Genomic DNA, 24,975 nt, shown 5'->3' on the forward strand with positions numbered 1-24,975 from the left:
TAAACGTAAGCTTGTTGCGTAAACAATGGGGTAAGAACGCCCGATATTAAGGGGGTTTGTTAGGGAATATACAATGACAAAAAGTAATGATAAATGAAATATTTTAGAGATAATATAATTACTTTGAATGTATTGAATAGCGAATATAATTTTATTATCATTTTAACAGGTCTAAATAATTTCGTTTAGGGGGAAAAAATGAGGCAATTAAGCACGCTTTTTTTAGCGGTATTTTTTGGTATGGCATTAACCGGCTGTCAAAGTATTTGGTATAAACCGGTGATTGAGGATGTCATTAAAACAGAGGAGGGAAAATATGCGGCTGGAACACTCTCCACCACACCAGACAGGCGGGTCTTTTTGATCCAGCTGCTTAAAGATAAACGGGTGTGTGCTGAGCCCTCGGCAGATGCAGCAGCCAGCATAAGCTCCACTTTGCAGGCCATGGCCTCTGCTGACATTGTTGGGCAAGGAAAAGGTTCCGCACAGTTGGCGTCAGCCTTTGCCTCCCAAATTGGTTCTATTTTTACCCGTTCCCAAGGGGTACAGCTCTATAGGGATGGTCTGTTTAACCTATGTATTGCCTATATCAATGGTGCCATTACCAAGGAGCAATATGCTACTCAGTCTGCCATGCTGCTCACACATGTTGTACCTTTGATTAAAGCTGAGCTACCCACACTTAAAGCACCTGTAACCATTACAACACCAGCAGCACCCAAGGTGGCGATAACCCCCCCTAAATAAACCGTATGAACCCCTATAAAAAAAGGAGCTGAACAACATGTTCAGCTCCTTTTTATGTTTTTAATCTTTAAAGATCAGCTGAGCTGTTCTTGTAACCAGCTGGGAATGGCCTCTAGCATGGCTGGAATACCTGAAGGATCCGTACCGCCACCTTGGGCCATATCAGGGCGGCCACCCCCCTTACCACCCACCATCGGGGCGGCAAACTTCATCAGATCACCAGCTTTTAACGTTTTACCTGCCAGATCTTTGGTTACACCAGCAACCAGGGAGACCTTATCTCCACCTAGGGCCAAAAGGATGATACCAGAAGCCAGTTTATCCTTAATCTGGTCCATCATATCCCTCAGGGCCTTACCATCAACCCCTTTGACCTCGACAGCCAGCAGTTTAACACCGTTAATCTCTACCGCCTGACCAACCAAATCATCCACCAGATTACCAGCCTGAGCCGATTGCATCTTCTCCAGTGTTTTTTCCAGCTCTTTTTGCTTGGCCATCAAGCGTTCAATACTTTCGGCCAAGTTGGTTGGTTGGGTTTTGAGCATGGCTGCAGCGCTTTTTAAGCGGTTTTGGTCATCACGGAAGATATCCCGTGCTCTACCTCCACAAACTGCTTCCAAACGCCGTACACCGGCAGCAACCGCACTTTCTGAGACAATATGAAAGACCCCCATATCCCCACTACGGTTGACATGGGTACCTCCACACAACTCCATACTGGTCCCAATGCGAACCACCCGGACCTCATCGCCATATTTTTCGCCAAACAGGGCCATGGCACCAGCTTCCACAGCCTCTTTGGGAGACATCACAGCGGTCTCTTGGCTGGCATTATCCAAAATGGCTGCATTGACCTGATCTTCAACCTGACGCAGCTCTTGCTCTGTCATACCTTGGAAGTGGGAGAAGTCCAGACGCAGACGGTCGGCACTAACGTGGGAACCAGCCTGTTTAACATGATCACCCAACACTTCACGCAGGGCGTGGTGCATCAAGTGGGTGGCTGAGTGGTGTAGACGGATGGATTGACGGATCTCACCATCCACAGACAGATCAGCATGATCTCCAACACGGGCTGTGCCCTGTTCCATTTTACCGTGGTGTACAATCAGTTCAGGCAGTGGTTTTTGGGTATCGGTCACCACAAAGTGGGCACCGTCGGCCAGTTCAATGGTACCGCGATCGCCGACCTGACCACCGGACTCCCCATAGAAGGGGGTTTGGTTGCAGACAATGGAGCCTTTATCCCCAGAGTTGAGGGACTCCACCTCTTCACCATCCTTGATCAGTGCCACCACACTGGCGGAGGCCGACTCGTGCACATAACCTAAAAACTCACTGCTTCCCACACGTTCCAACAGAGGGTGGTATAGGGCACCTAGGCTCTCTTCACCACTGCCAGACCAAGCGGCACGGGCACGTTCCCGCTGCTCTTTCATACAGGCTTCAAAACCCTCTTGATCAACACCAATTTCCCGGTCACGCAGAATATCGGCTGTTAGATCCACAGGGAAGCCATAGGTATCGTAAAGGGTAAAGACGGTTTTACCCTCCAACACATCCCCCATACGCAGGTCAGAAACAGCCTCTTCCAGATGTTTCAACCCCGTACCAAGGGTTGCGGCAAAACGCTTTTCCTCGGTTTCAATCACCATGGCAATGGTTTTACGCTGGGCGGTCAGTTCGGGGTAGGTATCCCCCATCAATGCACCCAGGGTTTCAACCAGTTTGTGCATAAAGGGCTGCTCTAGGCCCAAAAGGCGGCCATGGCGCATACCGCGGCGCATAATACGGCGTAGAACATAACCACGGCCTTCATTGGAGGGCAGAACACCATCAGCAATTAAAAAGCTTACAGAGCGGATATGATCTGCAATCACCCGTAACGAGACCAGTTGTTCATCACTGGCACTGTGCTCATCAACCCCTGCCAGACTTGCGGCAGATTTGATCAAGGGCTGGAACAGATCGGTATCGTAGTTATTGGTTTTGCCCTGTAGAACCGAGGCCAAACGTTCCAGGCCAGCACCCGTATCAATACTGGGTTTGGGCAGGGGAGTCATCTCCCCATCGGCACTGCGGTCATACTGCATAAAGACCAGATTCCAGATCTCCACAAAGCGGTCGCCATCTTCATCTTCAGAACCAGGAGGGCCACCAGCGATAGAGGGACCATAGTCGTAGAATATTTCGCTACAGGGGCCGCAAGGACCGGTATCTCCCATGGACCAAAAATTATCATTGGTGGGAATACGGATCACTTTATCAGTGGGTAGACCCATTTTTTGGGTCCAAATGTCGTAGGCTTCATCATCCTTGCTGTAGACGGTCACCAGCAGACGGGTGGCATCAATCCCCAGATCTTTGGTCACAAAGTCCCAACCAAAGCGGATGGCATCCTCTTTAAAATAATCGCCAAAAGAGAAGTTACCCAGCATTTCAAAGAAAGTGTGGTGGCGGGCTGTACGGCCCACATTTTCCAGATCGTTATGTTTCCCCCCCGCACGCACACATTTTTGGGAGGTTACCGCACGGGTATAGTCTCGGTGTTCTTCGCCCAGGAACAGGCTTTTAAATTGGACCATACCGGCATTGGTAAAGAGTAGGGTTGGGTCGTTACGCGGTACCAGACTGGAGGATTCCTCATGGCTGTGCCCATGTTTTTGGAAAAACTCTATAAACCGCTTACGGATCTCATTACCGGTCATCTTTGATTCACCTACTCAACATTCTTAGAGGCCCATACCACGATGGTATGGGTGTAAACGGAGCGAAAAACAAAACCCCAAACGGTTGTTTATACGGTTTTCAGCCCAAGGCATCAAGAACCATCCGAATGGTTTCGCCATCAAAACCGCGTCTGGCTAGAAAATCATGACGTTTTTTGCGGGCTTTTATATCTTCAGGAGGCTGTATTCCAAAGCGTTTGGCCAGGGCTTGATGGGCATTTTGTTGGGCATCTTCTCTCGGGGCGTGTTCTTGGATGGCAAACTCAATAATGGGGGAGGGGACTCCCTTTTGGCGCAGTTCATTGCGGATACGTAGGGTACCTTGTCCCCGTCTAACACGATCTCTGACCATGGCCTGGGCATAGCGTTGATCGCTAAGGTAATCCATTTCAATGAGTCGACTAACCACCTTATTGATGCCGTCCATGGAGCTTTCCGGCAGGGTCAATAAGCGTTTGCGCAGTTCCATTTCGCCATATTCCCGGCGGCCCAGCCAGCGCAGGGCTTGATCATAGAGTTCGGCATCGGTCATGGATGATATTCATTGGGCTATCATGGTAATAGAAACCTATGCAGCCTTATTTTTAGTATTAAAAATAAACGCCAACACTTCAGCCACAGCTTTAAACAGTTCTGGCGGAATTAACTGATCCAACTCCACATCTCGATAGAGCGTCCGGGCCAATGGTGGATTTTCGATCCGGGGAATCTTGTTTTCATCGGCCAGTTCACGAATTTTGGCAGCAATGGGCCCTTTACCTTTGGCGATCAATTTAGGGGCCGCCATCTCACCGGGTGTATATTGCAAGGCACAGGCATAATGGGTGGGGTTGGTAATCACCACATCGGCCTTGGGTACCTCTTGCATCATACGGCTTTGGGCCAGTTCCCGCTGGATTTGACGAATACGACCTTTGAGCAGAGGGTCACCTTCCATCTGCTTCATCTCATCCTTGATCTCCTGCTTACTCATCCGCAGGCCTTTAACATGCTCATGTTTTTGATAGAGAAAATCCAATACAGCAATGAGCAAAAAAGCCAAAGCTACCCGCCACAAAATCCCCAATGCATCGTTCAGCATTAGAGATGTAAACTCGGCAATGGTGGTATCAGCCAAACCCAAAATTTGGTCAATGTTATCGCGCATGGCCAGATAGACCGCAATACTGATCACCACAATTTTAATGACGGATTTTAAGGCGTCTACCAATGAGCGTATGGAGACCAAACGCTTAATGCCCTGTAACGGATTAATCTTAGAAATTTTGGGCATGAGTGGATCAAAGCTGATCAACCATCCGTGCTGAAGAATACCCGCCAAAATGGCGACAATAATAAACAGCAAAAAGAAAGGGGACAGATCCAGCACCACACCTTTGATGACTTCATTAAAAATTAAGCTGACCCCTGTGGGGGTCACATCATCAGAAATTTGGCCGGAGAGGAAAAAGCGCATTTTATTTTGCAGCGCTTGCCACAGCTCCCCACCCGACATTAAAAAAGCACCCAAAGCTGCCAACATCAATAAGGCGGTGGAAACCTCCTTAGAGGTTGCGACCTGACCTTTGTTACGGGAGTCAGCGAGTCGTTTGGGGGTGGGTTCTTCGGTTTTGGATTCCTTGTCTTCATCAGCCACGGTATTCGTCTCCTTGAATCATGGTCGGCGTTACGGTGTAAGCCCGACCACCCGGAAGGCAAGGTTCATAAACAGTTCCATCTCCCGCATAAGGCGCTGACCGAAGATGGAAAGAGTAAGGCCCAGGATGAGAAAACCCATCATCTGGGCAATGGGCATAGCCAGGAAAAAGACCTGGATCTGAGGAGAGGCCCGGTTGATCAAGCCCATACCCAAGTAGAGCAACTTGGCCGCAGCAATGACCGGAGAGGCCAACAGCAGTGCCAGTTCAAACATATGGACAATGCCCTGTATCACCAGTGTGATCATGGACTCGCCATAGGGTAGGGGGTTACCCAGTGGCATACTGACAAAGGAGCGGGCAATTCCCTCCAAAAGCCAGTGGTGGCCATCAATAATCAGAAAGAGCATCAGACCAAGCAGGTAGAGCAGGTTGGAGAGCACACCCTCCTGTACACCTGAAGTTGGGTCCATCACCATGGCCATAGACAGGCCCATTTCAAAGCCGATCATGGTACCCGCGACCTGAACAGAGACCAAAACCCAGTGGGCAATCATGCCTACCATCGCCCCGATAAACAGCTCAACCAAGCCGGTAAACATCATGCGGATAATATCCCCATTACCCTCACCCGGCCAGGGGGGAACAATGGGGTATAAGACCACGGTAATCCACATGAGCAGGATAACCCGAATCCGCCTTGGGCCAACGTTTCGAGAGAAAAACGGGGCTGCCATAAAGAGCCCACTTAGGCGGGTCATAATGAGGACCATACGTTCCACTTCACCCGTGGTGAAGCCGAAAAAGTCCATCATGGCAGCGGGATCCACGCCTAACCCCCTAACCGATTAGGGTCGGGATGGTGTCGAAAAGATGGCGGAAATAGTCCGTCAGCTTCTGGATCATCCAGGGCAGGGTGAGCATCAGAGCCACAAAGGTGGCCAGAATTTTGGGGATAAAGGTCAGCGTCATCTCCTGAATCTGCGTCACAGCCTGCAGCAGAGAGATGGTGATACCCACAACCAGCGCTGTGAGCAGCATGGGCGCTGATATCATCAGGGCCAAGCGTAGCGCTTCAACCACCAGATTTTGGACGGTGTCGACGGTCATGATGTGAGTGGTCCTTCACACAAACGTGGATCTATTCCCCATCATAACCCGAAGAAAGCATAAGCCACAGGGATGTTAACACCTCTCTGGCATGTTTTTTTCAAAGAATCCCCAAAACACCCTGTCACTCAGCCCCTGTTTTTTGGGTCTTTGTGTGATGAAAATGGATATTAGACCGCCTAAAATTGGGGAGCTTAAACCCATGCGTCACCTTGCCCTAACAGCGCTTATGCTGTTGATTACTATGCCTGTATATGCTTCTGGAGATACCCACGAAGAGGCTTTGGACGTCAGTGTCAAAATGTCCCGTACGAAGGCCAAAGATGCCCGTACGGTTCCTCTACAGACCAATCATGACGCCATGACCTTTGCCACCGATGTGGAGGCATTAAATAACCGTATTGCCCATTTAGAGGGGCGTTTTACCCAATTACTCAAAGAGGTCACCCATCGGCGGGCAGAGTTTGCTAACTTAGAAGAGGAGTTGCGTTCTGCTGATTTGACCCTGAAAAATATGGAAAAACCCCTGCGTCAGGCACGGACCCAATATAAAAAGGCTCAGGATATGTCCCTGGAGTATCCTGAGGTCTCTACAGAGAGAGAGCGCAAAGCCTACTATGAGATTAAAAAGCGCATCACTAAGCTGACCAAAGGTCAAACGGCAGGGGTTGAATCCCTAAAAAGCCGACTTACGGTATCCTATGAATCTTTGGAAAGTGCGGAAGAGGCGCTGGACCGCACCCGTCATGAGGCTGATCAACTACGTTCCCAGTTATCAGAGGCCAATGGGGTGATCCGTCCTGTCTCCGATTGATGGATCCATGCACTTAAGTTGGGCCCCTTTATGGGCCGCTTGGTGCCCAGTTGGGTGTATTCCACCGTAAAACTGGTCGAGAGGGATTATTTTGAGCAGCCGTAAAGAGCGGTTGATTGAGCAGTATCGCCAAATCCATGTAGCTGTTCCGCGTTATGGAACCTCTTCGGAGAAACAGATTGAGTTTGTGGCGCCTTGGGTTAAAAGAAGATAGCCCCTTTTGCCAACATTTTGGATTATGGCTGTGGTCAGTCACGGTCTACGTCGGCCTGGATGTACAAAAAAAGTAGAACTGGAGCGTGGTATTACTCAGATCTGACCATGCCCCGGAACCATCTACATTGTTCTAAATGCTTCAATCCCTACCGGTGACTGTGGGTATGATTGCCCAGGAAGCTGGACCAATCGGTTATGGTTTGGCCCGAGTGCTTTGTACGATTAGGGCTGGCTATCACCGTGGCTGCACCAAGCCGTACTTTTCGACCCGTCAGCTCAACCAATAAAACCGACCGGCTTGTTTGTCGTAAGTTGGCTGAATTTGCCGCTTCCGGTCTGCTACGTCCCATTGCCTCCTTCAGAGCCTGAAGAGGTATTCCGAACCTTGGTGTGGCAGCACGATTAATTTACCGATGGCCTACGACGCTTCAAGCAGCGTTTTAGCGGCCTACTTTTTAGAGAACAAATACATTCTGCTTTGGTGTTTACAAGCTCCAAACAGTTTGAGATCTTTGGCGATGCGACTTAACTTGGTGGACACCTAACCAGTGACTTTCCAAACCCTTACGTAGAGGAAATGAGACATGCGTAAAATTGGTGATTTTTGGGTTCCAGATGAAGACTGCAAAGAAGGGCTACACCTTCAGCGGTCGCGGGAATCTTTTGAAAATCGTGGGGGTTGCCAAATCCACCATCTAGAGGAGGCTTTGTCCCATGTAGACAGATGGACGCTGGCCATCGACGCTGGTGCCAATATTGGCTCTTGGAGCCGGGTCATGGCCACCCGTTTTAAACGGGTAGAAGCGTTTGAACCTCACCCTTCAGCATATGCATGTCTATGCAAAAACATCGAGAGTTGGGGGATGAAGGAAATCGTCACCCCACACCGCTGTGCGCTATCCAATGACACTGAGTCGGTTGCGATCAGTTGTGGTGATGCCCGTACCGTCTGTGCTCGGGTTGTTGGTCCTGGAGACATCACCACCCGCCCCATTGACTCTTTTCAGCTATCCGCTTGTGACTTTTTGAAGCTAGATGTAGAAGGATTCGAAGCACGCGCATTGATCGGAGCGCAAAGGACAATTCAGCAATTTTCTCCGGTCATACTTATGGAAAACAAAATGGAGTTGAATGCCCTGTATGGCCAACCTGATTTGGCCTCTGAAACTCTTGAAAAAATGGGTTATTCACTGATCGCACGCATTGGTGATCGGCAGATTGACTGGCTTTTCAAGCGTCAGTCCTAGTTGTCACTATGATCCCAGGTTGGACCCTTCATCAAAAGGGTCATCTCAAATCCCTATCCGTAATCAGGTCGTGTATCACCCTGTTAGTTCACAGGGATTGGTGACAATCTCGGCTTGATCCTGAAGAAGCTGAGGCTTCTTTGGCTATACAGACCTTTATGCCATCCCAGGAATCCACTACTCAAACGAGCTTCTGAACGACTGACGACCAGGACTCTGCTTGATAGACATTCCATAATAAAAAGCCCCCATGGTTAGCCATAGGGGCTTTTTTTGGCCGTTATTTACCTAATAGCCCAGTACCACCCCTTCACGGCGGGGGTCAGATCCCCCACTCAGTTGGCCATCAGGTGCCATCTGTACCACCTGAGCGGAACCAAAACGGCGGCTTTTACGTACCTTTAATCCTTTGGCTTCCAACACTGCAACCCTGGCTCGGTCTGCAAATAGGCCTGGTTCCAGATCCACACCACGGTTACGGGCCACCATACGGGCGGCTGAGACTGCGGACTGGGGGTCCATTTCAAAATCGACAATGTTGGTGAGCACATTTAGCACAATCCCAATAATCCGTGACCCACCGGGGGAGCCCAATGCCAGATAGGGTTTACCACCGCGTAGAACCAGTGTGGGGGTCATACTGCTGCGTGGGCGCTTACCCCCCATGGTTGTGGCATCCTCTCCCAAAGCGGAGCGTCGTGCCCGCCGGAGGGCGTCCGGACGGTTGGCAATATGCTGATTGCCCTTTTTGATATGGGGAGAAAAGTCGGTCAATTCACTGTTGAGGGTAAATCCCCGTGCCGGCACAGTCAGGGCCGCACCAAAACGGCGTTCAATAGAGGCTGTTAGTGCCGCCATGTTCCCCTGCTTATCAATAATGGAGAGGTGGGTTGTAGAGGCCCCTTCTTCACTCTCTGAAGGGGCCATAGGCGCCTCTTCAAAGCCAGGGGGTATACCAGGGGCTACCGGTGTGACCAGTGCGTTAAAAGGGTGCATAAGCTCCCGCCGTTGCATGGCATAACCCCGATCCAATAGACCAGAGGTCGGTACCAGCACAAAGTCGGCGTCGGCCATATAGCGGTTACGGTCAGCAAAGGCCATGTTTTGCGCATCTGCCAAGCGTTGTAGAGCTGTGGGGGAGCCCCAGGTCAGACTGGGCAGGTCGGTGCCTTCCAAAATGTGTAGGATCAGTCCTAAGGTCAGGCCGCCACTGCTGGAAGGGGGCATGCCATAAACTTCTAACCCGCGGTATCCACTCTTGACCGGGCGACGCTGAACGGCTCGGTAGTTGGCCAGGTCATCCTGGCTCAATGTACCAGGGTTAGAAGGGTGCTTGTGCACAGCATGGGCGATATCCCGTGCAATATCCCCTTTATAGAAGGTCTCAACCCCTTCCTGGGCTATACGGGTAAGGGTGATGGCCAGGTTGCTATTAACCATCTGCTCTCCCGCAGCCTTGGGGGTACCGTCAGGGTGTAGGTATAGAGCCGCTGAAGCACGATCCTGGCTTAGGCGACCTTGCTCTCCTTCAATGGCACGGGCCAAGGGGCCATCGATGGTAAAACCTTGGCGGGCCAGACGAATGGCCGGTTGCAGTACATCAGCCAAAGTTCGTGTCCCATGGGCTTTTAAAGCACCATCCAGGAGGGCCAGGGAGCCGGGCACCCCTACGGGGTTCCCCCCTGTTGAACGCTGTTGAAAGGGTACCGGGTCACCTTCAGCATCCAAAAAACTGCTGGGGTCAAAATGGGCGGGGATCTCTTCCCGTCCATCCCAGGCATGGACAGATTTATTTTGGGCATCGTAATGCAACAGGTAGCTGCCACCCCCAATACCGCTACCATAGGGCTCCGTCACGGCCAAAACCAAGTGTGCCACAGCAGCGGCATCCATGGCATTTCCCCCTTGTTTGAGCATATTCAGGGCGGCTTCCGCAGCATAGCGGTTGGAGACGGAAACCACACCCTGACGCCAACCATTGGCCTGGGCCGGGTAGGGTAGGGTGAACAGAAAAAGGATAAGCAATAAAAGAGATCGGCTAGTCATGGTGTCCAGCTTAATGTTGTTGGTCTTTGGATACTAAACACGTGTGCGGGTCTATGGCTTGTAGGCCATCGGCATAAGATGATGGTTAAGTATCCTCTTTTTCCCTGTGTCTTTGCTTGATTTTATCTTATTCGCGCCCTTTTTTATACCGGCGCCAAGTCACCACTTTTGGTTACGGCAGCTTGGTTCTTGAGCGGGTGGCGATCTGCGATATGGGGGATACATGGGCAGGCTATAGAGAACAGTCCACCATACTTACAGTAAGGCATTCCTATGAGGAGGGGGGATACTCTGAGCCAAGAGTCCACTGTGGTTCAAGGGGTGGCCGTGTGACCTCTTTGCATAGACCCTTCTTTTAAAATCAAAAATGGGTTTGTATACATTAGCGCTCATATAATAGGAATGAGTGGCTTTAAAAACCCCCTTAATCCGATCATAGTCCTGGACCCGTATAGAAGGGCAAAAGCGTTTATCTTACTGCGCCATAATAATGTATAAGCGATTGTAAAAGCATATAAAGTAACTTAAGAATGTATAAAAACTTGGGCATAATACCCCCATCCACTGGCTTATTTTAGCGGCAGACAAAAATACAATAGTGCTAATATAGTGGTGATGAGAAGTTTAAAAATCCCTCTTAATTGGATCATAGCCAGGACCTGCATACAGGCAATAGTGTACAGCTTATGTCGTTGGCCAAGGCTTTGGTTAAAGATCCTTTGGGGCTATGAAACCGTACAAAAAGGCATAAAAAATGGGGGCACAAGGCCCCCATCCATTTGTTTTTTACAGTACCAACCTAAACATCCAAATTGGTCACATTCAAAGCATTCTCTTGAATGAAATCCCGTCGTGGCTCAACGGTATCACCCATTAATGTGGTAAAGACTTCATCGGCCCCCACCGCATCATCCACCCGTACCTGTAAGAGTGTACGCACATCAGGATCCATGGTGGTTTCCCACAACTGGTCAGGGTTCATCTCACCCAAACCCTTATAACGCTGAATGGAAAGGCCACGGCGACCTTCGGTCAAGACCAGCTCCAGGAAGTCTGCAACACGTCCTGCGGGTGTCTCTTTTTCATTTTTAACCAATAGGCCATTATGACCCATCTGTGCCTCATAACTCATGGCAATCTTTAACATCGTGGCATACTCTGCTGAGTGCACCATGGCCAAGTTGATGCGGGTAAACTGCAACATGCCATGTACAGCCCGTTCGACCAAAATAACCTCACTGCTGGTCTCAGGGTCGTGAATTAAGGAGACCTGTAAACGCTCCTCTTCACCCCCACGCTCCTGCAACATCTGGGTAAAGGTCTCCAGCAATGCACCGGCTGCGGCTTTGTCTTTTAAAATGGACTCATCAATGTTCAGGGCACTGGCGGCAATGTCCAAGGCTAAAGCGTCATGGTGACGACCTAAACGGTCCAGCATCTTACGATACTTGGCGGCATCCCGTACCAGCTCCAGGAGCGCCTGTTCATCCATAACCTTGTCGCCATTACGACCTTCAACCCCATGCAGACCATAGTTCATCAAGAGTTGGTTGAGCGCATCATCATCCTTCAAATACTGCTCCTGTTTACCCTTAGCGACCCGGTAGAGAGGTGGCTGGGCAATATAGAGGTGACCCCGCTCCACAATTTCCGGCATTTGACGGTAGAAAAAGGTCAACAGCAGTGTACGAATGTGCGCACCATCTACATCCGCGTCAGTCATGATGATGATGTGGTGATAACGCAGCTTCTCAATATCATACTCTTCCCGGCCAATACCGGTACCCAGAGCGGTAATTAGCGTACCAACCTCCTGGGAAGAGAGCATCTTGTCAAAGCGAGCTTTCTCTACATTAAGGATCTTACCTTTGAGTGGCAAAACCGCTTGATGCTTACGATCACGGGCCTGTTTGGCAGAGCCTCCAGCAGAATCACCCTCCACGAGGTAGAGTTCGCACTTGGCGGGGTCCCGCTCCTGACAATCCGCCAATTTACCGGGTAGAGAAGAGACCTCCAAGGCACTCTTACGGCGCGTTAATTCACGGGCCTTACGGGCGGCTTCACGAGCGTTGGCGGCCTCGACGCTTTTGGCGATGATGGACTTGGCCTCTTGAGGATGTTCCTCAAAGAAAGTGGACAATGAGTCAGACATCACACTTTCAACAACCGGCCGTACCTCGGAAGAGACCAGTTTGTCTTTGGTCTGGGAGGAGAACTTTGGATCAGGGACCTTCACAGAGATCACCGCCGTCAAACCTTCCCGGCAATCATCTCCTGATATGGATACCTTCTCTTTTTTCAAAAGGTTGTTCGTGGATGCATAGTTGTTGATGGTACGCGTCAAAGCACCACGGAAACCAGCCAAGTGGGTACCACCATCCCGTTGGGGGATATTGTTGGTAAAGCAGAAGATATTTTCCTGATAGCCATCATTCCACTGCAAAGAGACCTCGGCGGAGATCCCATTACGCTCATCTTTAAAGTGGATGGGCGGATCCATCAGTGGTGTACGGGCCTTATTCAGGTGCTCTACAAAAGAGCGGATGCCCCCTTCGTAGAAGAAGTCATGGCTCTTGTCGTCACGCTCATCGTGGATGTAAATACGCACCCCATCATTCAAGAATGAGAGCTCTCGAAGACGTTGGGAGAGGGTGTCAAAAGAGAAATCCAACACATTGTGGAAAATCTCTGTACTGGGTTTAAAGCGTACCGTTGTACCCGACTCGCCCGTATTACCAATCACCTTAAGAGCTTCTTCAGGCTCACCCAGGTGATAGATCTGCTTGTGCACTTCACCAGACCGCTTAATGGTCAGCTCCAGTGTCTCTGACAGGGCGTTCACCACGGAGACACCCACACCGTGCAAACCCCCGGAGATTTTATAGGAGTTGTCGTCAAACTTACCACCGGCGTGCAGCACGGTCATGATAACTTCAGCAGCGCTACGTCCCTCCTCTTCATGGATATCGGTGGGGATACCCCGTCCGTTATCCGTGACTGAGCAGCTACCATCGCTGTGCAGAATCACCTCCACCCGGTCACAGTGGCCCGCCAGAGCTTCATCGATGGCGTTATCCACCACCTCAAATACCATATGGTGCAGACCAGTACCGTCATCGGTATCACCGATGTACATGCCGGGACGCTTGCGTACCGCATCCAGCCCTTTGAGCACCTTGATATTACTGGAGTCATAGGTGACATTCTCGTCCTGGGCTTCAGGTGCGTTTTCCGTGGTCATGGGTGATCTTCTCTCTTCTTGAGTGACTGCCACCAGAGATGGCATCCATTCTCTCTGGTCCCGTGGTCAAAAACTGCGGCAACGGGTGAAACATTGAAAAGGCTAAAAACAATCCATTTTCTCACAATTTACGGCGAATTTTCAAAAATTTTAAACACCCCTTGATCAACCTCAAACTGCTGTTGAACAGGCCCAGACCAGGGGATAATTTCGGTCCGGCAACTGGCCACAAAAATCTGGCTGCCTTTTTGTACCAAGAGCTGCATCAAACGGCTCATACCATCACTGTCCAGTTCAGCCGCAGGATCATCCAGTACAATAAGGGGGGGCTCCCCTTGCTGCTCTTCCAAAAGGGCGGCCTCGGCCAGTTTAAGCGCCAATGCTGCCCGTTTTTGCTGGCCCTGGGAGCCAAAGCGGGCCAGGGGGTGGCCATCCAGCTTTAAAATCAGATCATCCCGGTGTGGGCCATAACCGGTGCCCCCGCTACGGCGCTCCCCTTCACGGTTCTCAGCCAATAGACGGCGATAGATGCTGGTCGCTTCGGTTTCATCCGTGGTCCAGCCCTTACTGTGTCGGTCCAGCTGACAACTCAGGGTGATACTCAGTCGCTCCGCAATACCCAGATCCTGGAGAATAGTGTCCAGGTGGGGTTGTAAACGGGTTAGGGTCTCGTGGCGGTTATACACCATCTTCGCCCCCAAAGCCGCAAGTTGAGCCTCCCAGGCGTCCCACTCTGGTGGCTGAACCCGTGGCTGTTTCAGTAACCGGTTACGGGCTTTTAGGGCTTTTTGGTAGTCATTGGCCACCACTGCATGGCTCAGTGCCCCCTGCTGCCTACCACAGGTAAAGGCCACCCAGTCCATGAAGCCACGTCGTAATCCTGGGCCATCTTGAACCAACCGTAGAGAGTCTGGCGTGACGATTACGGCTGCGAGAGCTTGCCCCATAGCGGAAGCCGCTGAAGCGGCTTTTCCGTTAATTTTGACCACCTGGCGGCCCGCTTGTCCAAAGAACTCCAAGCGGTGGTCCAGTTCCCGCGCAGTGGTCTCTCCCCGTAAATGAAACCAGGGTTGACCATGTCGCCGCAACGCACCGGATGGGGCACGCCGAAAGGAACGGCCAGTCGCCAAAAGGCCAATGGCCTCCAGCAGGTTGCTTTTGCCGTGGCCATTCAGACCGGTAATCAGGTTCAAACCAGGGCCAAAAACAAGTTCTGCTGCGGCAATATTGCGAAAATCCCGCAGCGTCAACCGATCCAATCGCATGGAGCTGTCGTCACACCCGCATGGGCATCAATACATAGAGATAACCTGTTGTACTGTTCTCTTCGACCAGTACTGGTGACTCTTCATCTCTAAGTTTCATACGTACGGTATCGCCATTGGCGACCGAGACAATCTCTTGAAGATAGCGGGCATTAAAGCCCACCGTCATATTTTTACCGGCAAAAGAGCAGGGCATCTCCTCTTCGGCAGCCTCTTGCTCTGGGTTTTGAGCGCTCACTTTTATGTGGTCATTGGCCAGTGCCATACGGATACCACGGGATTTTTCGTGAGAGAGTACCATCATCCGTTTAACCACCCCAAACAGAGGCTCTTTTTCCAGCTCCAACAGGTGCGGGTTTTCACTGGGGATGACCCGTTGATAGTTGGGAAAACGACCACTGACCAGCTTGGAGGTCAAGACAATGCCTGGCTTGGTAATGCGTATGAATTTCTCATCCAAGGCCAGATCCACTGCCTCTTCATCCTCTTCCACCAGCTTACGGATCTCCTGCACCGCTTTACGGGGAATAATCAGCTCTGCACTCTCATCCACAGGGATATCCAGGGCCATTTCGGCCATGGCCAAACGGTGGGTATCGGTAGCGACAATACGGACTAAGCCATTTTCACCCTCCTGGTTGGCATCGGCCGCACTCACCATGTGCAGTAAAATACCATTTAGGGTAAAGCGTGTCTCATCCTGGCTCATGGCAAAGTGGGTCTTGGCGATCATCTCAGCCAAGCGTGGGCCATCCAGCGTAAAGCTTTGTCCTTGGGCTGTCTCTGGGAAGGGCGGAAATTTATCCGCGGCAATACCCACCAGGGTAAAGCGGGCTCGGCCACAGGTTAGGACCAAGCGTTCCCCAGCCTCACTACGCAGGCGTAGGTTGTCTTGGGGGAGCTCTCGTACAATTTCAAAAAGTTTACGCGCCGAGACCGCAATGGAACCGATGTTCTCCACCTCTGCAGGGCAGCGGCTTTTCATGGAGACTTCCAGGTCGGTTGCGGTCAGGGTTAATCCCTCTTCACTGGCTTCCAACAGGGCATTGCCCAGCTCGGGCATGGTGTTGCGTTTCTCCACCACTGTCTGCAGACGCTGCAGGGCCTTGAGAAAGGGTTCGCGGCTAACGTGAAATTCCATGGGTGCCTCACTCTTGTGCTTATCCGGCTCTCGTAAGTTCGGAGCCGGTTATTTTTGCAACATGCTCTTAAGGGATTCCAACTCATCGGCCAGGGCCGGGGTCTTCCCCTGTTTCTTCTCTACCTGACCCACCGCATACAGTACGGTGGTATGGTCACGGCCACCAAACCGGTGCCCAATCTCCGGGTAGCTGTGTTGGGTTAGCTGTTTACACAAATACATCGCCACCTGCCTGGGGTGACTGAAGATACGTGAACGGCTATTGGAGCAAAGGTCGGTTACCTTGACCTTGTAGTAGTTGGCCACCGTTTTTTGAATCTGTTCCACGGTTACCGTACGATCTTGACCCCGTACAATATCCTTGAGCGACTCCTTGACCAGACCCATGGTAATGGGCTTACCCGTCAGTGATGCGTAAGCAGATACCCGGATTAAGGCACCCTCCAGCTCTCGCACGTTGGTCTGTACGGCATCCGCCAGAAAAAAGGCCACTTCATCGGCTAGGCGCATACCCTCATTGCCTGCTTTTTTCTGCAAAATAGCCACACGGGTTTCCAGATCTGGTGGCTGCATGTCTGCGACCAACCCCATACCAAAACGGGAGCGTAGACGTTCCTCCAACTGCTCAATCTCATGGGGGAAGCTATCGGCGGTCATGACAATCTGTTTTTTGGCTTCATAGAGGGCGTTAAAGGTGTGAAAAAACTCTTCCTGAGTCGCCTTCTTACCCGCAATAAACTGAATATCATCAACAAGCAGAACATCTACAGAGCGGAAGTTCTCCTTAAAATCAAACACCCGTTTAAAGCGTAGGGAGTTGATCAACTGGGTCATAAAGTTTTCTGAGGAGATGTAGAGCACCCGTTTGTCGGGGTCAATCTCCAAAACCCGGTTGCCAATCGCTTGCATCACGTGGGTTTTACCCAGGCCAACCCCGCCATGAATAAACAGGGGGTTATAGGCGGCAGCTGGTGCCTCGGCTACCCGTGCGGCTGCGGCATGAACAAACTGGTTACAGCCACCGACCACAAAGCTGTCAAAGGTGTAACGGGGATCCAATCCGCTTTGGAATGTCTCCTGTTCCTCCTCGTTGCTACTGGCCACTTGGGTCGGTACAACCGTTTCAGTTTTAGAGGCCTGGGGTTTATCCAGCTCTGGGTCAGCCGCAAACAGTAGGGTAACTGGCTCACCCAGTTGTTCACTGAAGATATCCTCTAGTAACCCGCCATATCGCTTTTTTACCCAGTCAGCAGAAAAATCGTTCACGGCCAAAACCTGTAACTGGCCGTCATTGATTGCACCCCCTGCTTTAAGGGGGCGTATCCATGCCTCAAACACCTGTGCCGAGACCTGCTCGGCCACTGCGTCCATCACTTTGGACCAAATATCCTGCATTGTCCCTCTGTGCCCTCCCGCCGGGCAGGGGCGCCTAGCCCTAGGGGCGTACGCCTTTAAAAATCACTGCATATAGGTTCTGGTTGTGTGAAAAAGGATCCTTCGGCACAACCGCAACATCACATGGTACTCGGGAATGGGGTGTGCCTCAATGGATAGAAGATTCACAAACGCGCGCGTACTATCGGTCATTTAATGCTTGACCCTTTAGCAACTTTGGCTACAATGGTGCGTTTTCGTCAAACGACTTGTGCTTATAGGACGGCGCACCCCCCTGTTCCTTCCCCACTTTCTAGAGGGGTTTGGGGCTTTTCGGAGGCGTGTCGGTGCGGGCAGGGAGCCCCACAATACCGCCGCCACAGCGCTGTTTGAACATGTTCCGATAAACCCCGAAAAGAGGAGGGGAACCCGTGAAACGGACTTTCCAACCCAGTAAAATTCGTCGTAAGCGCACCCACGGTTTCCGTAGCCGCATGGCCACCAAAAATGGCCGTAAAGTGCTGGCTGCACGCCGTCGTAAAGGTCGCAAGGCGCTGATTCCGTAAATCTGGATCGCGCTGCCGAATTATTTCGGCACACATGGATACTTGCAAACCACGAACTGCTGACGGTTCGTGGTTTGCTGTGTCTGGTAGGATCGAACCCTTTGCGCCACTGCTATGAGGGCTGTATTGAACGACGTACCCGCGCATGCACCGCAACAGGCTGGTTTTCCCAAAACTGCCCGTCTGCTTAATGCCAAGCAATTTCGTCAGGTTCTGGCGGCTCAAAAACGCAGACAGAGCCGTGCCTTTGTGCTTTATAGCCGTGATGGCAGCGGTCTAGCCCCCAGAATTGGCTTTACTGTTAGTCGCAAGGTGGGCAAAGCCCATGTACGTAACCGTATCAAACGATTAGCCAGAGAGCTGTTTCGTCTCAACCGCTACCGTTTGCCGGATGGACGGGATTTTGTACTGATTGCCCGTCATCGTGCAGGGACCATGAATAACAGTGACTTGCTTTCGGAGTTGAACAAACTGTTCAAACCCCATTGGCGTGATGTGAAGAATTGAGAGCGCTGCTATGGGTCGTTTGCTTGTTTTACTGGTCCGGTTTTATCAGCTATTCATCTCACCCATTTTGCCGCCCTCATGCCGTCATAGTCCCTCTTGCTCCCAGTACGCCATTGAGGCGTTAAAAAAACATGGGGCTCTAAAAGGATCTTGGCTTGCCTTTCGGCGCATTTTGCGGTGCAATCCCTGGCATCCAGGCGGGCATGACCCCGTCCCTTAAACCTCGCAATCTTGGTGAATCATGGATCGGCGCACACTCATTGCCATTGTACTCTCCTTTGTTCTGCTTACTGCTTTCCAGTTCTATATGGCTTGGAAGTATCCTCCTGCAGAGTTGACCGGGCAGCAGCTACAGGCCGGTGAAACTACGGATCCAGCTGAGGTTGGAAATTCGTCTGGTGTACCAACCCAACCTAAAGATAGCAGTGCCCCCCCTGTTGCAGGTATGAGCAGTGGTGCCCCCAAACCGATGGCTACCATTCAACAAGCCGTTAATGAAGATGCCGCCAGTTTGCTGACCTTTAAAAACAGCCTGGTAAAAGGCAAGCTAAACCTCAAGGGTGGACGCTTGGTGGGTATGGATTTCATTAAGCATACCGATGTGCTTGATGGAAACCCGATTTCCTTCATGGGTATTAACCCTGTTGAGTCCTTCTATCAGGAAAGTAGCTTCCTGCCGGCGAATGGCAGCACGGTGCAGGCACCTGATGTCAATACCCAGTGGAAGCTGGTTGGTGAAGATACACTTGAAGGTAAGGGTACTTTCACATTGGTTTGGGAAAACAGTGACGGCGTGGTGTTTGAAAAGCTGTTTACCTTCCAAGAAGACAGTTACCTGTTCAAAGTTGAAGACCGCATTGTCAACAATAGTGGTTCAGACCTAGGGGTTCACCACTATAGCCAGCTCAAGCGTATTCCCATCATCAAAGAAGATAATATGATGGCCATGGCTGACTTCCAGGGGCCTATGGCTTTTCTGGATGATGAGCGCCACCAGTATGCTTACGATGAAATTGTGGAAGAGGATATCATCGTTAATGGTAAAGCGGGCTGGAGTGGTATCAGCGATAAATATTTCCTGGCTGCCATGGTACCCAGCGTGCTACCTCAACAGGCCCAACCCCGCCGCTTTTACTTCGATTATGACCGCCCCAACTACCGGGTAGGTATGGTTGATAACAGTGTGATTGTACCTGCTGGCCAGTCATTCTCTGCATCGTATGACCTGTTTGTTGGCCCCAAGGAGATCGATATTCTGGAAGGTAGCAGCTTGGCTTTGGAGCGTTCCATTGACTATGGCTGGTTCCATTTCCTGGCGGCCCCTTTGGTTAAGGTTCTTAACTTCTTCTATTCGGTTGTTCAGAACTATGGTGTCGCCATTGTGCTGCTGACGCTGGGTATCAAACTGGTTTTCTATCCTCTGGCGAGTAAGAGCTACCGCTCTATGAACGCCATGAAGAAGCTACAGCCTAAGATTGAAGAGCTCAAAAAACTGCATGGCAGTGATCGCAACAAGATGAATGAAGCGATGATGAAGCTCTATCAAACCCATAAGGTTAATCCTTTGGGGGGCTGTCTTCCTATTTTGGTTCAGATTCCAGTCTTCTTTGCGCTCTACAAGGTGCTGTTCCTCTCTGTTGAAATGCGCCACGCACCCTTTATGTTGTGGATTCCTGACCTCTCAGCGATGGATCCCTACTATGTTCTGCCGTTGCTCATGGGTGCCTCCATGTTCCTGCAGACAAAGTTGAATCCCACTCCATCTGATCCCATGCAGGCAAAGATTATGCTGTTCTTGCCGGTGATCTTTACCGTGATGTTCCTGTCGTTCCCATCAGGTCTGGTTCTTTACTGGTTGGTGAACAACGTGCTTTCCATTGCTCAGCAGTACTACATTATGAAGCAGATGGAACATGAGAAAATCTGATTCTTCCCAAAGAGGAATCGGCTAAAATAAGAATGGGATCCGGAGGCAACTTCGGGTCCCATTCGTGGTTTAATGGGGTGAGGTTGCTTTCTGTAGCCCCCCAAAAGGTTATGCTCTGACACTTGGCTTTAGGGAACGAGAAGATGTTACGGACACCACAACTGCATGAGCAGGATTGTATTATTGGCATGGGGACACCCCCCGGCACCTCTGGTGTGGCTGTTGTGCGTCTGAGCGGCCCAGGAATCCTCTCAAAAGTTGTTCCGCACCTGGTGACCCCAAAAGGGGCAAAAGTGTCAGAAAACGCTTTTCAGCCCCGCCTTATGCAGCGTTTAGATTTTCTTGATCCTGACATGCCAGAGGTACCCCTGGATCATATGCTTGTGGTGTTTTTTCCCAACCCCCGCTCTTTTACTGGGGAAGATATGGTGGAGCTGCATGGCCATGGTTCTCCGGTCGTTGTTAAACGTGTTATGGAGATACTTGTACGCAGCGGTGTGCGCCCTTCTGATCCCGGTGAGTTCTCTAAGCGTGCGTACCTAAACGGTAAGATGGATTTGGTGCAGGCTGAGGCTTTAATGGGCCTTATTGAAGCCAGTACACTAAGGGCGGCACGGGAAGCTTCTCGGCAGATGGTGGGTTCGTTATCCGAACGAATTACAGAATTAAAGGCACATTTGGTTTTGACCTATGCCCACCTGGAAGCGGCATTGGATTTTTCTGATGAAGATATTGAGCCAGATTCGGATGGCGGGTTGTTGGATCGTTTGTGTTTTGTCCAGTCAGGATTAAAGACCTTATTAGGCTCTGCTGAACTGGGTCGGCAAATGCGAGAAGGGTTTGAGTTAGCCATTGTAGGGCGACCCAATGTGGGGAAATCCAGCTTGTTTAATGCACTTTCTGGTGAAGAGCGGGCCATTGTTACGGATATTGCGGGTACAACACGGGATATCAACGAGAGTAATTTGGTCATTCATGGGTTGCCAGTGGTGTTGGTGGATACAGCTGGTTTGCGAGAGAGTGATGATGTGGTTGAGCAAATTGGTATTAACCGGGCGTGGGAGCGTGTAGAGCGGGCGGATGCCATTGTCTTTGTGGTGGAGGCAGATCAGGGCGTTACGCGTGCAGATAAAGAGCTTTTAGCGCGTTTACCAACCGATCGTGCGTTGTGGGTATGGAACAAGTTGGACCAAAGTGGTGGGGTGATGCCTGCAACTGTTGATGATTGGCCGAGTGACAAAGTATGTGGAACCTCCTGTACCAACGGAGTGGGTTTAGACAGTGTGGTTGATCATATTATACAACTCATGGCTAATGTGCCTGAGCAGGGTGAGGGTGCTGTTGTTATGGCTATGAGGCAGCAGGAAGCCTTACAAAAGGCATGCAATTTAAATGAAGAAGCTATTGAATTATTGAGGAATAACCAGTGGCTAGAGCTAGTAGCCGAGCCATTAGCAAAATCTATCGATGAATTAAGCATATTAATAGGCGGGACAGATTATGAAGATGTTCTTGGAGAGATATTTGGCAATTTCTGCGTTGGCAAGTAGGGTGTTTCACGTGAAACACTGTGTTTTTGGTGGGGTTTCACGTGAAACCTGGATGGAAGTGTGTTTCACGTGAAACATGTAAAAAAGCGTGAATTTGATGGTTTTGAGGGTGTGTAAATGTTTGATCAGACCTATGAAGTGATTGTTGTTGGCGCTGGCCATGCTGGGTGTGAGGCTGCGAATGCGGCTGCTTCTTTAGGGTGTCGTACGCTTCTTTGTACGCAGTCTATCGATGCTATTGGTCAAATGTCATGTAATCCAGCAATTGGAGGGATAGGTAAGGGGCATTTGGTAAAGGAGTTGGATGCGCTTGGTGGCTTGATGGGTGTCGTCGCAGACAAGAGTGGTATTCAGTTTAAGAAATTAAATAGGCGTAAAGGTCCTGCTGTTCATGGTTCGCGTGCGCAGATGGATAAGGCAGATTACAGAAAAAACATGAAGCATGAGTTAGATGTTGTGGGTGGTTTAGAGCTTCGTCAGTGTGAGGTTGTAGATATTATTTTTGATGGGAAGTGTGTTGTTGGTGTTAAAACCGACTGGGGTGAGTTGTATGGGTGCAGGTCAGTTGTGTTGGCCTCTGGTACATTCTTGGATGGTTTGATACATATTGGTGATAGGCAGTTTCCTTCTGGGCGTTTGGGTGACAAAGAGAGTCATCCGTTGGCAGTTTCCATGAAATCGCTAAATTTAGAAATGGCTCGTTTCAAGACAGGCACACCTCCGCGTTTAGATGCTCGTACAATTGATGTAGAAGCGTTGCAGAGGCAGGATGGTGATGTGTCGCCTTCGCCGTTTTCGTTTATTCACGATAAGGTGTGTAGGCCTCATGTCTCGTGCTGGATAGGCAACACGACCAAGCGTACTAAGCAGATCATTCAAAACAACCTTCATCGGTCCGCGATGTATTCAGGTCAGATCGAAGGTGTTGGTCCTCGGTACTGCCCGTCTATTGAAGATAAAATAAAAAAATTTGAAGGAAGGGATACGCATCAGGTGTTTCTAGAGCCTGAGGGTGTTTCAACAAATGAAGTATATGTGAATGGTATATCCACTTCTATGCCTGTTGATGTTCAGTGGGAGATGGTTCGGTCGATTGAAGGGTTGAGCGGGGCCCAGATTGTTAGGCCGGGTTATGCGATTGAATATGACATGGTGATGCCTACAGAGTTAGATCATTCTCTGGCGGTCAAGACGTATGATGGTCTGTATTTAGCGGGTCAAATTAATGGAACAACGGGTTATGAAGAGGCTGCGGTTCAGGGGTTGGTGGCTGGGTTAAATGCTGCCAGAACATCTTTAGGAAAAGAGAAGTTTAGGTTCGAGCGAGAGTCTGGGTATGTTGGTTTGTTGGTTGATGATTTGGTCACTAGGGGTGTGGATGAGCCTTACCGGATGTTTACGTCTAGAAGTGAGTTGAGGATACTGCATAGGGAGGATAATGCAGACTTTAGGTTGACGGAGTTGGGTCGAGAGTTGGGTTTGGTGGGTGGTGGGCGTTGGAGTCGCCATCAGGAGAAAATAAAACAGTACGCGAGTTTGCAGAATATGGTGAAGCGTATTAAGTTTGGCGGCGGTGTGGTTGAGGACTATTTAAAAAGAACAGATTGTGATTTGAGTGTTGTGGCAGATGTTCTTCAGGTTGATGCCGCTTCTTCTGGTGTGTTGGAGGTTCTTAAAAATGATGTGGTATACCGTGGATATGAAAGTAAAATTAAGAGTGAGATGGATCGTGTAGAGAGATATAAAGAGTATCGGATTCCGGGTGATATGGATTGGTCAAAGGTTCCTAGCTTGTCTAATGAAGTTAGAGCGCGTCTGGTTGGTTCTGGTTGTAGGACGGTTTCTGATGTTGTGAATACAAAAGGTGTTACACCAGCATCGGTTGTGAATGTTTTAATCTATCTTGGTTTGCGGTAGGTGGTGGTTATGGATGTTCATGGGTTGTTGTCTCAAGCTGGTGTAGATGCAGTTGGTTTGCAGTTGCATGATGGTGCTAAAGGGCGCCTTGCTGGTTATGTTCAAGAGTTGTTGTTGTGGAATAAGAGGATTAATCTGATAGGGAAGAGTACTGAGACAACCATATGGTCTCGACATATTGTTGAGTCTTTGGTGTTGCTTCCGTTTGTTGCTGGTAAGGTTGTGGCAGATATAGGAACGGGGGCGGGTATTCCCGGCCTTCCACTTTCTTTGGTTTTGGATGATAAGGAGGTGGAGATGCATTTGGTTGAGAAGGTTCAGAAGAAAGTTAGTTTTCTTACGCATATAAAAAGCATGTTCGACCTTGATGGTGTGTGGGTTTATGGGGAGGTGTTGGGTGGTAATTGCCCTGCAGCTATGCCTGCGGTTGATGTCGTTACTTCACGCGCCTTAGCTGACGTATCAAAGCTTGTTTCGTTGGGTGATGCGATGTTGAAGCCGGGGGCGTCTTTTGTTTTGCTTAAGGGTCCTGAGTATGAAAGGGAGTTGTCTGACTTCGAAAAAACTACATATGCAGACTTTTATGATGTTGAAGAAGTAAGGCGGGTAGATGTTCATGGTCGGTTGAGCTGTGTTGTTGTATTGAGAAAGAAATAGAAAGGGCTTGTGGGTGTTGTCGATGAGTGTTTGTGGTTGGTCAGCGGGTGTTTTGCGTTATAAAAAATAGTGGTTGGTGTCGATTGTTTTTTCAATATTTGCAGTTTAACTTTCCTTCTTGTTGCGCTGAATGAGTTTCGAAGATTAACTGCGAGCTGTGCAGTCTGCTATGTCCCACCATGTCCCACCATGTCCCACCATGTCCCACCATGTCCCACCATGTCCCACCATGTCCCACCATGTCCCACCATGTCCCACCATGTCCCACCATGTCCCACCAT

At 50.2% G+C, this 24,975-nt stretch carries 22 protein-coding genes; 12 read left to right on the plus strand and 10 right to left on the minus strand.

Annotated features, from left to right (window positions below):
* The first annotated feature begins 198 nt into the window (after window positions 1-198).
* Entirely contained in the window at window positions 199-747 is a 549-nt protein-coding gene (locus V5T57_RS19400; protein WP_332892921.1) for a hypothetical protein, read from the plus strand.
* A 74-nt stretch (window positions 748-821) separates the two neighbouring features.
* Here V5T57_RS19400 and alaS read toward each other — a convergent pair whose 3' ends face one another.
* The 5 genes from alaS to fliQ all read right to left on the minus strand — a co-directional run bounded on the left by alaS (window position 822) and on the right by fliQ (window position 6,226).
* Window positions 822-3,458, minus strand: coding sequence for an alanine--tRNA ligase (gene alaS, locus V5T57_RS19405; protein ID WP_332892922.1), 2,637 nt, complete (start codon window positions 3,456-3,458; stop codon window positions 822-824).
* Between the two features lie 100 nt (window positions 3,459-3,558).
* On the minus strand, window positions 3,559-4,011 hold the full coding sequence (locus V5T57_RS19410; RefSeq protein ID WP_332892923.1) for a regulatory protein RecX: 453 nt from the start codon (window positions 4,009-4,011) through the stop codon (window positions 3,559-3,561).
* 36 nt (window positions 4,012-4,047) lie between these two features.
* The gene (flhB, locus tag V5T57_RS19415) at window positions 4,048-5,115 is read right to left on the minus strand and encodes a flagellar biosynthesis protein FlhB (protein WP_332892924.1); all 1,068 of its coding nucleotides are present in this window, start codon (window positions 5,113-5,115) and stop codon (window positions 4,048-4,050) included.
* A gap of 30 nt (window positions 5,116-5,145) precedes the next feature.
* Window positions 5,146-5,946 (minus strand): flagellar biosynthetic protein FliR, encoded by an 801-nt coding sequence (gene fliR / locus V5T57_RS19420; protein WP_332892925.1) that lies wholly within the window; start codon window positions 5,944-5,946, stop codon window positions 5,146-5,148.
* A gap of 10 nt (window positions 5,947-5,956) precedes the next feature.
* Complete coding sequence (fliQ, locus tag V5T57_RS19425) at window positions 5,957-6,226, minus strand: flagellar biosynthesis protein FliQ (RefSeq protein ID WP_332892926.1); 270 nt, start codon at window positions 6,224-6,226, stop codon at window positions 5,957-5,959.
* 157 nt (window positions 6,227-6,383) lie between these two features.
* On the opposite strand from fliQ, the gene V5T57_RS19430 reads away from it, so the two are divergent.
* The 4 genes from V5T57_RS19430 to V5T57_RS19445 all read left to right on the plus strand — a co-directional run bounded on the left by V5T57_RS19430 (window position 6,384) and on the right by V5T57_RS19445 (window position 8,503).
* A complete protein-coding gene (locus V5T57_RS19430) occupies window positions 6,384-7,040 on the plus strand; it encodes a hypothetical protein (RefSeq protein ID WP_332892927.1) in 657 nt (218 codons plus the stop codon).
* 91 nt (window positions 7,041-7,131) lie between these two features.
* Window positions 7,132-7,254 carry a hypothetical protein gene (locus tag V5T57_RS19435; protein WP_332892928.1) on the plus strand — a complete coding sequence of 41 codons (123 nt, stop codon included), beginning with the start codon at window positions 7,132-7,134 and terminating at the stop codon, window positions 7,252-7,254.
* Window positions 7,255-7,451: 197 nt separating this feature from the next.
* Window positions 7,452-7,625, plus strand: a complete 174-nt coding sequence (locus V5T57_RS19440; RefSeq protein WP_332892929.1) for a hypothetical protein — start codon at window positions 7,452-7,454, stop codon at window positions 7,623-7,625.
* Window positions 7,626-7,840: 215 nt separating this feature from the next.
* Window positions 7,841-8,503 carry an FkbM family methyltransferase gene (locus V5T57_RS19445; RefSeq protein ID WP_332892930.1) on the plus strand — a complete coding sequence of 221 codons (663 nt, stop codon included), beginning with the start codon at window positions 7,841-7,843 and terminating at the stop codon, window positions 8,501-8,503.
* A 288-nt stretch (window positions 8,504-8,791) separates the two neighbouring features.
* Here the strand turns inward: V5T57_RS19445 and ggt are convergent, their stop codons facing one another.
* From ggt to dnaA, 5 genes are all read right to left on the minus strand, one after another.
* On the minus strand, window positions 8,792-10,549 hold the full coding sequence (gene ggt, locus V5T57_RS19450; protein ID WP_332892931.1) for a gamma-glutamyltransferase: 1,758 nt from the start codon (window positions 10,547-10,549) through the stop codon (window positions 8,792-8,794).
* Between the two features lie 799 nt (window positions 10,550-11,348).
* On the minus strand, window positions 11,349-13,790 hold the full coding sequence (gene gyrB / locus V5T57_RS19455) for a DNA topoisomerase (ATP-hydrolyzing) subunit B (protein WP_332892932.1): 2,442 nt from the start codon (window positions 13,788-13,790) through the stop codon (window positions 11,349-11,351).
* A gap of 128 nt (window positions 13,791-13,918) precedes the next feature.
* Window positions 13,919-15,055: a DNA replication/repair protein RecF gene (recF, locus tag V5T57_RS19460; protein ID WP_332892933.1), complete on the minus strand. Its 1,137-nt coding sequence runs from the start codon at window positions 15,053-15,055 to the stop codon at window positions 13,919-13,921.
* Window positions 15,056-15,065: 10 nt separating this feature from the next.
* Window positions 15,066-16,196, minus strand: coding sequence for a DNA polymerase III subunit beta (gene dnaN, locus V5T57_RS19465; RefSeq protein ID WP_332892934.1), 1,131 nt, complete (start codon window positions 16,194-16,196; stop codon window positions 15,066-15,068).
* Between the two features lie 48 nt (window positions 16,197-16,244).
* Complete coding sequence (gene dnaA, locus V5T57_RS19470) at window positions 16,245-17,591, minus strand: chromosomal replication initiator protein DnaA (protein ID WP_332892935.1); 1,347 nt, start codon at window positions 17,589-17,591, stop codon at window positions 16,245-16,247.
* Window positions 17,592-18,001: 410 nt separating this feature from the next.
* On the opposite strand from dnaA, the gene rpmH reads away from it, so the two are divergent.
* The 7 genes from rpmH to rsmG all read left to right on the plus strand — a co-directional run bounded on the left by rpmH (window position 18,002) and on the right by rsmG (window position 24,694).
* Window positions 18,002-18,136 carry a 50S ribosomal protein L34 gene (rpmH, locus tag V5T57_RS19475; RefSeq protein WP_332892936.1) on the plus strand — a complete coding sequence of 45 codons (135 nt, stop codon included), beginning with the start codon at window positions 18,002-18,004 and terminating at the stop codon, window positions 18,134-18,136.
* A gap of 126 nt (window positions 18,137-18,262) precedes the next feature.
* Window positions 18,263-18,643, plus strand: a complete 381-nt coding sequence (gene rnpA / locus V5T57_RS19480; protein ID WP_332892937.1) for a ribonuclease P protein component — start codon at window positions 18,263-18,265, stop codon at window positions 18,641-18,643.
* A gap of 10 nt (window positions 18,644-18,653) precedes the next feature.
* The gene (yidD, locus tag V5T57_RS19485) at window positions 18,654-18,863 is read left to right on the plus strand and encodes a membrane protein insertion efficiency factor YidD (RefSeq protein ID WP_332892938.1); all 210 of its coding nucleotides are present in this window, start codon (window positions 18,654-18,656) and stop codon (window positions 18,861-18,863) included.
* 21 nt (window positions 18,864-18,884) lie between these two features.
* Window positions 18,885-20,570 (plus strand): membrane protein insertase YidC, encoded by a 1,686-nt coding sequence (yidC, locus tag V5T57_RS19490; protein ID WP_332892939.1) that lies wholly within the window; start codon window positions 18,885-18,887, stop codon window positions 20,568-20,570.
* A 143-nt stretch (window positions 20,571-20,713) separates the two neighbouring features.
* Window positions 20,714-22,120, plus strand: coding sequence for a tRNA uridine-5-carboxymethylaminomethyl(34) synthesis GTPase MnmE (gene mnmE, locus V5T57_RS19495; RefSeq protein WP_332892940.1), 1,407 nt, complete (start codon window positions 20,714-20,716; stop codon window positions 22,118-22,120).
* Window positions 22,121-22,237: 117 nt separating this feature from the next.
* Window positions 22,238-24,037, plus strand: coding sequence for a tRNA uridine-5-carboxymethylaminomethyl(34) synthesis enzyme MnmG (gene mnmG / locus V5T57_RS19500; protein WP_332892941.1), 1,800 nt, complete (start codon window positions 22,238-22,240; stop codon window positions 24,035-24,037).
* 9 nt (window positions 24,038-24,046) lie between these two features.
* Window positions 24,047-24,694, plus strand: coding sequence for a 16S rRNA (guanine(527)-N(7))-methyltransferase RsmG (rsmG, locus tag V5T57_RS19505; protein WP_332892942.1), 648 nt, complete (start codon window positions 24,047-24,049; stop codon window positions 24,692-24,694).
* The last annotated feature ends 281 nt before the right edge of the window (window positions 24,695-24,975 follow it).

It is taken from the genome of Magnetococcus sp. PR-3 (assembly GCF_036689865.1).
In the GTDB taxonomy this organism is placed as follows: domain Bacteria; phylum Pseudomonadota; class Magnetococcia; order Magnetococcales; family Magnetococcaceae; genus Magnetococcus.

Coding starts and splice junctions, on each gene's coding strand:
- V5T57_RS19430 (WP_332892927.1), top strand. CDS start 6,384: ATGAAAATGGATATTAGACCGCCTAAAATTGGGGAGCTTAAACCCATG.
- alaS (WP_332892922.1), bottom strand. CDS start 3,458: ATGACCGGTAATGAGATCCGTAAGCGGTTTATAGAGTTTTTCCAAAAA.
- yidC (WP_332892939.1), top strand. CDS start 18,885: ATGGATCGGCGCACACTCATTGCCATTGTACTCTCCTTTGTTCTGCTT.
- mnmG (WP_332892941.1), top strand. CDS start 22,238: ATGTTTGATCAGACCTATGAAGTGATTGTTGTTGGCGCTGGCCATGCT.
- gyrB (WP_332892932.1), bottom strand. CDS start 13,790: ATGACCACGGAAAACGCACCTGAAGCCCAGGACGAGAATGTCACCTAT.
- dnaN (WP_332892934.1), bottom strand. CDS start 16,196: ATGGAATTTCACGTTAGCCGCGAACCCTTTCTCAAGGCCCTGCAGCGT.
- V5T57_RS19440 (WP_332892929.1), top strand. CDS start 7,452: ATGGTTTGGCCCGAGTGCTTTGTACGATTAGGGCTGGCTATCACCGTG.
- yidD (WP_332892938.1), top strand. CDS start 18,654: ATGGGTCGTTTGCTTGTTTTACTGGTCCGGTTTTATCAGCTATTCATC.
- fliQ (WP_332892926.1), bottom strand. CDS start 6,226: ATGACCGTCGACACCGTCCAAAATCTGGTGGTTGAAGCGCTACGCTTG.
- rsmG (WP_332892942.1), top strand. CDS start 24,047: ATGGATGTTCATGGGTTGTTGTCTCAAGCTGGTGTAGATGCAGTTGGT.
- V5T57_RS19445 (WP_332892930.1), top strand. CDS start 7,841: ATGCGTAAAATTGGTGATTTTTGGGTTCCAGATGAAGACTGCAAAGAA.
- recF (WP_332892933.1), bottom strand. CDS start 15,055: ATGCGATTGGATCGGTTGACGCTGCGGGATTTTCGCAATATTGCCGCA.
- V5T57_RS19410 (WP_332892923.1), bottom strand. CDS start 4,011: ATGACCGATGCCGAACTCTATGATCAAGCCCTGCGCTGGCTGGGCCGC.
- dnaA (WP_332892935.1), bottom strand. CDS start 17,591: ATGCAGGATATTTGGTCCAAAGTGATGGACGCAGTGGCCGAGCAGGTC.
- V5T57_RS19400 (WP_332892921.1), top strand. CDS start 199: ATGAGGCAATTAAGCACGCTTTTTTTAGCGGTATTTTTTGGTATGGCA.
- ggt (WP_332892931.1), bottom strand. CDS start 10,549: ATGACTAGCCGATCTCTTTTATTGCTTATCCTTTTTCTGTTCACCCTA.
- mnmE (WP_332892940.1), top strand. CDS start 20,714: ATGTTACGGACACCACAACTGCATGAGCAGGATTGTATTATTGGCATG.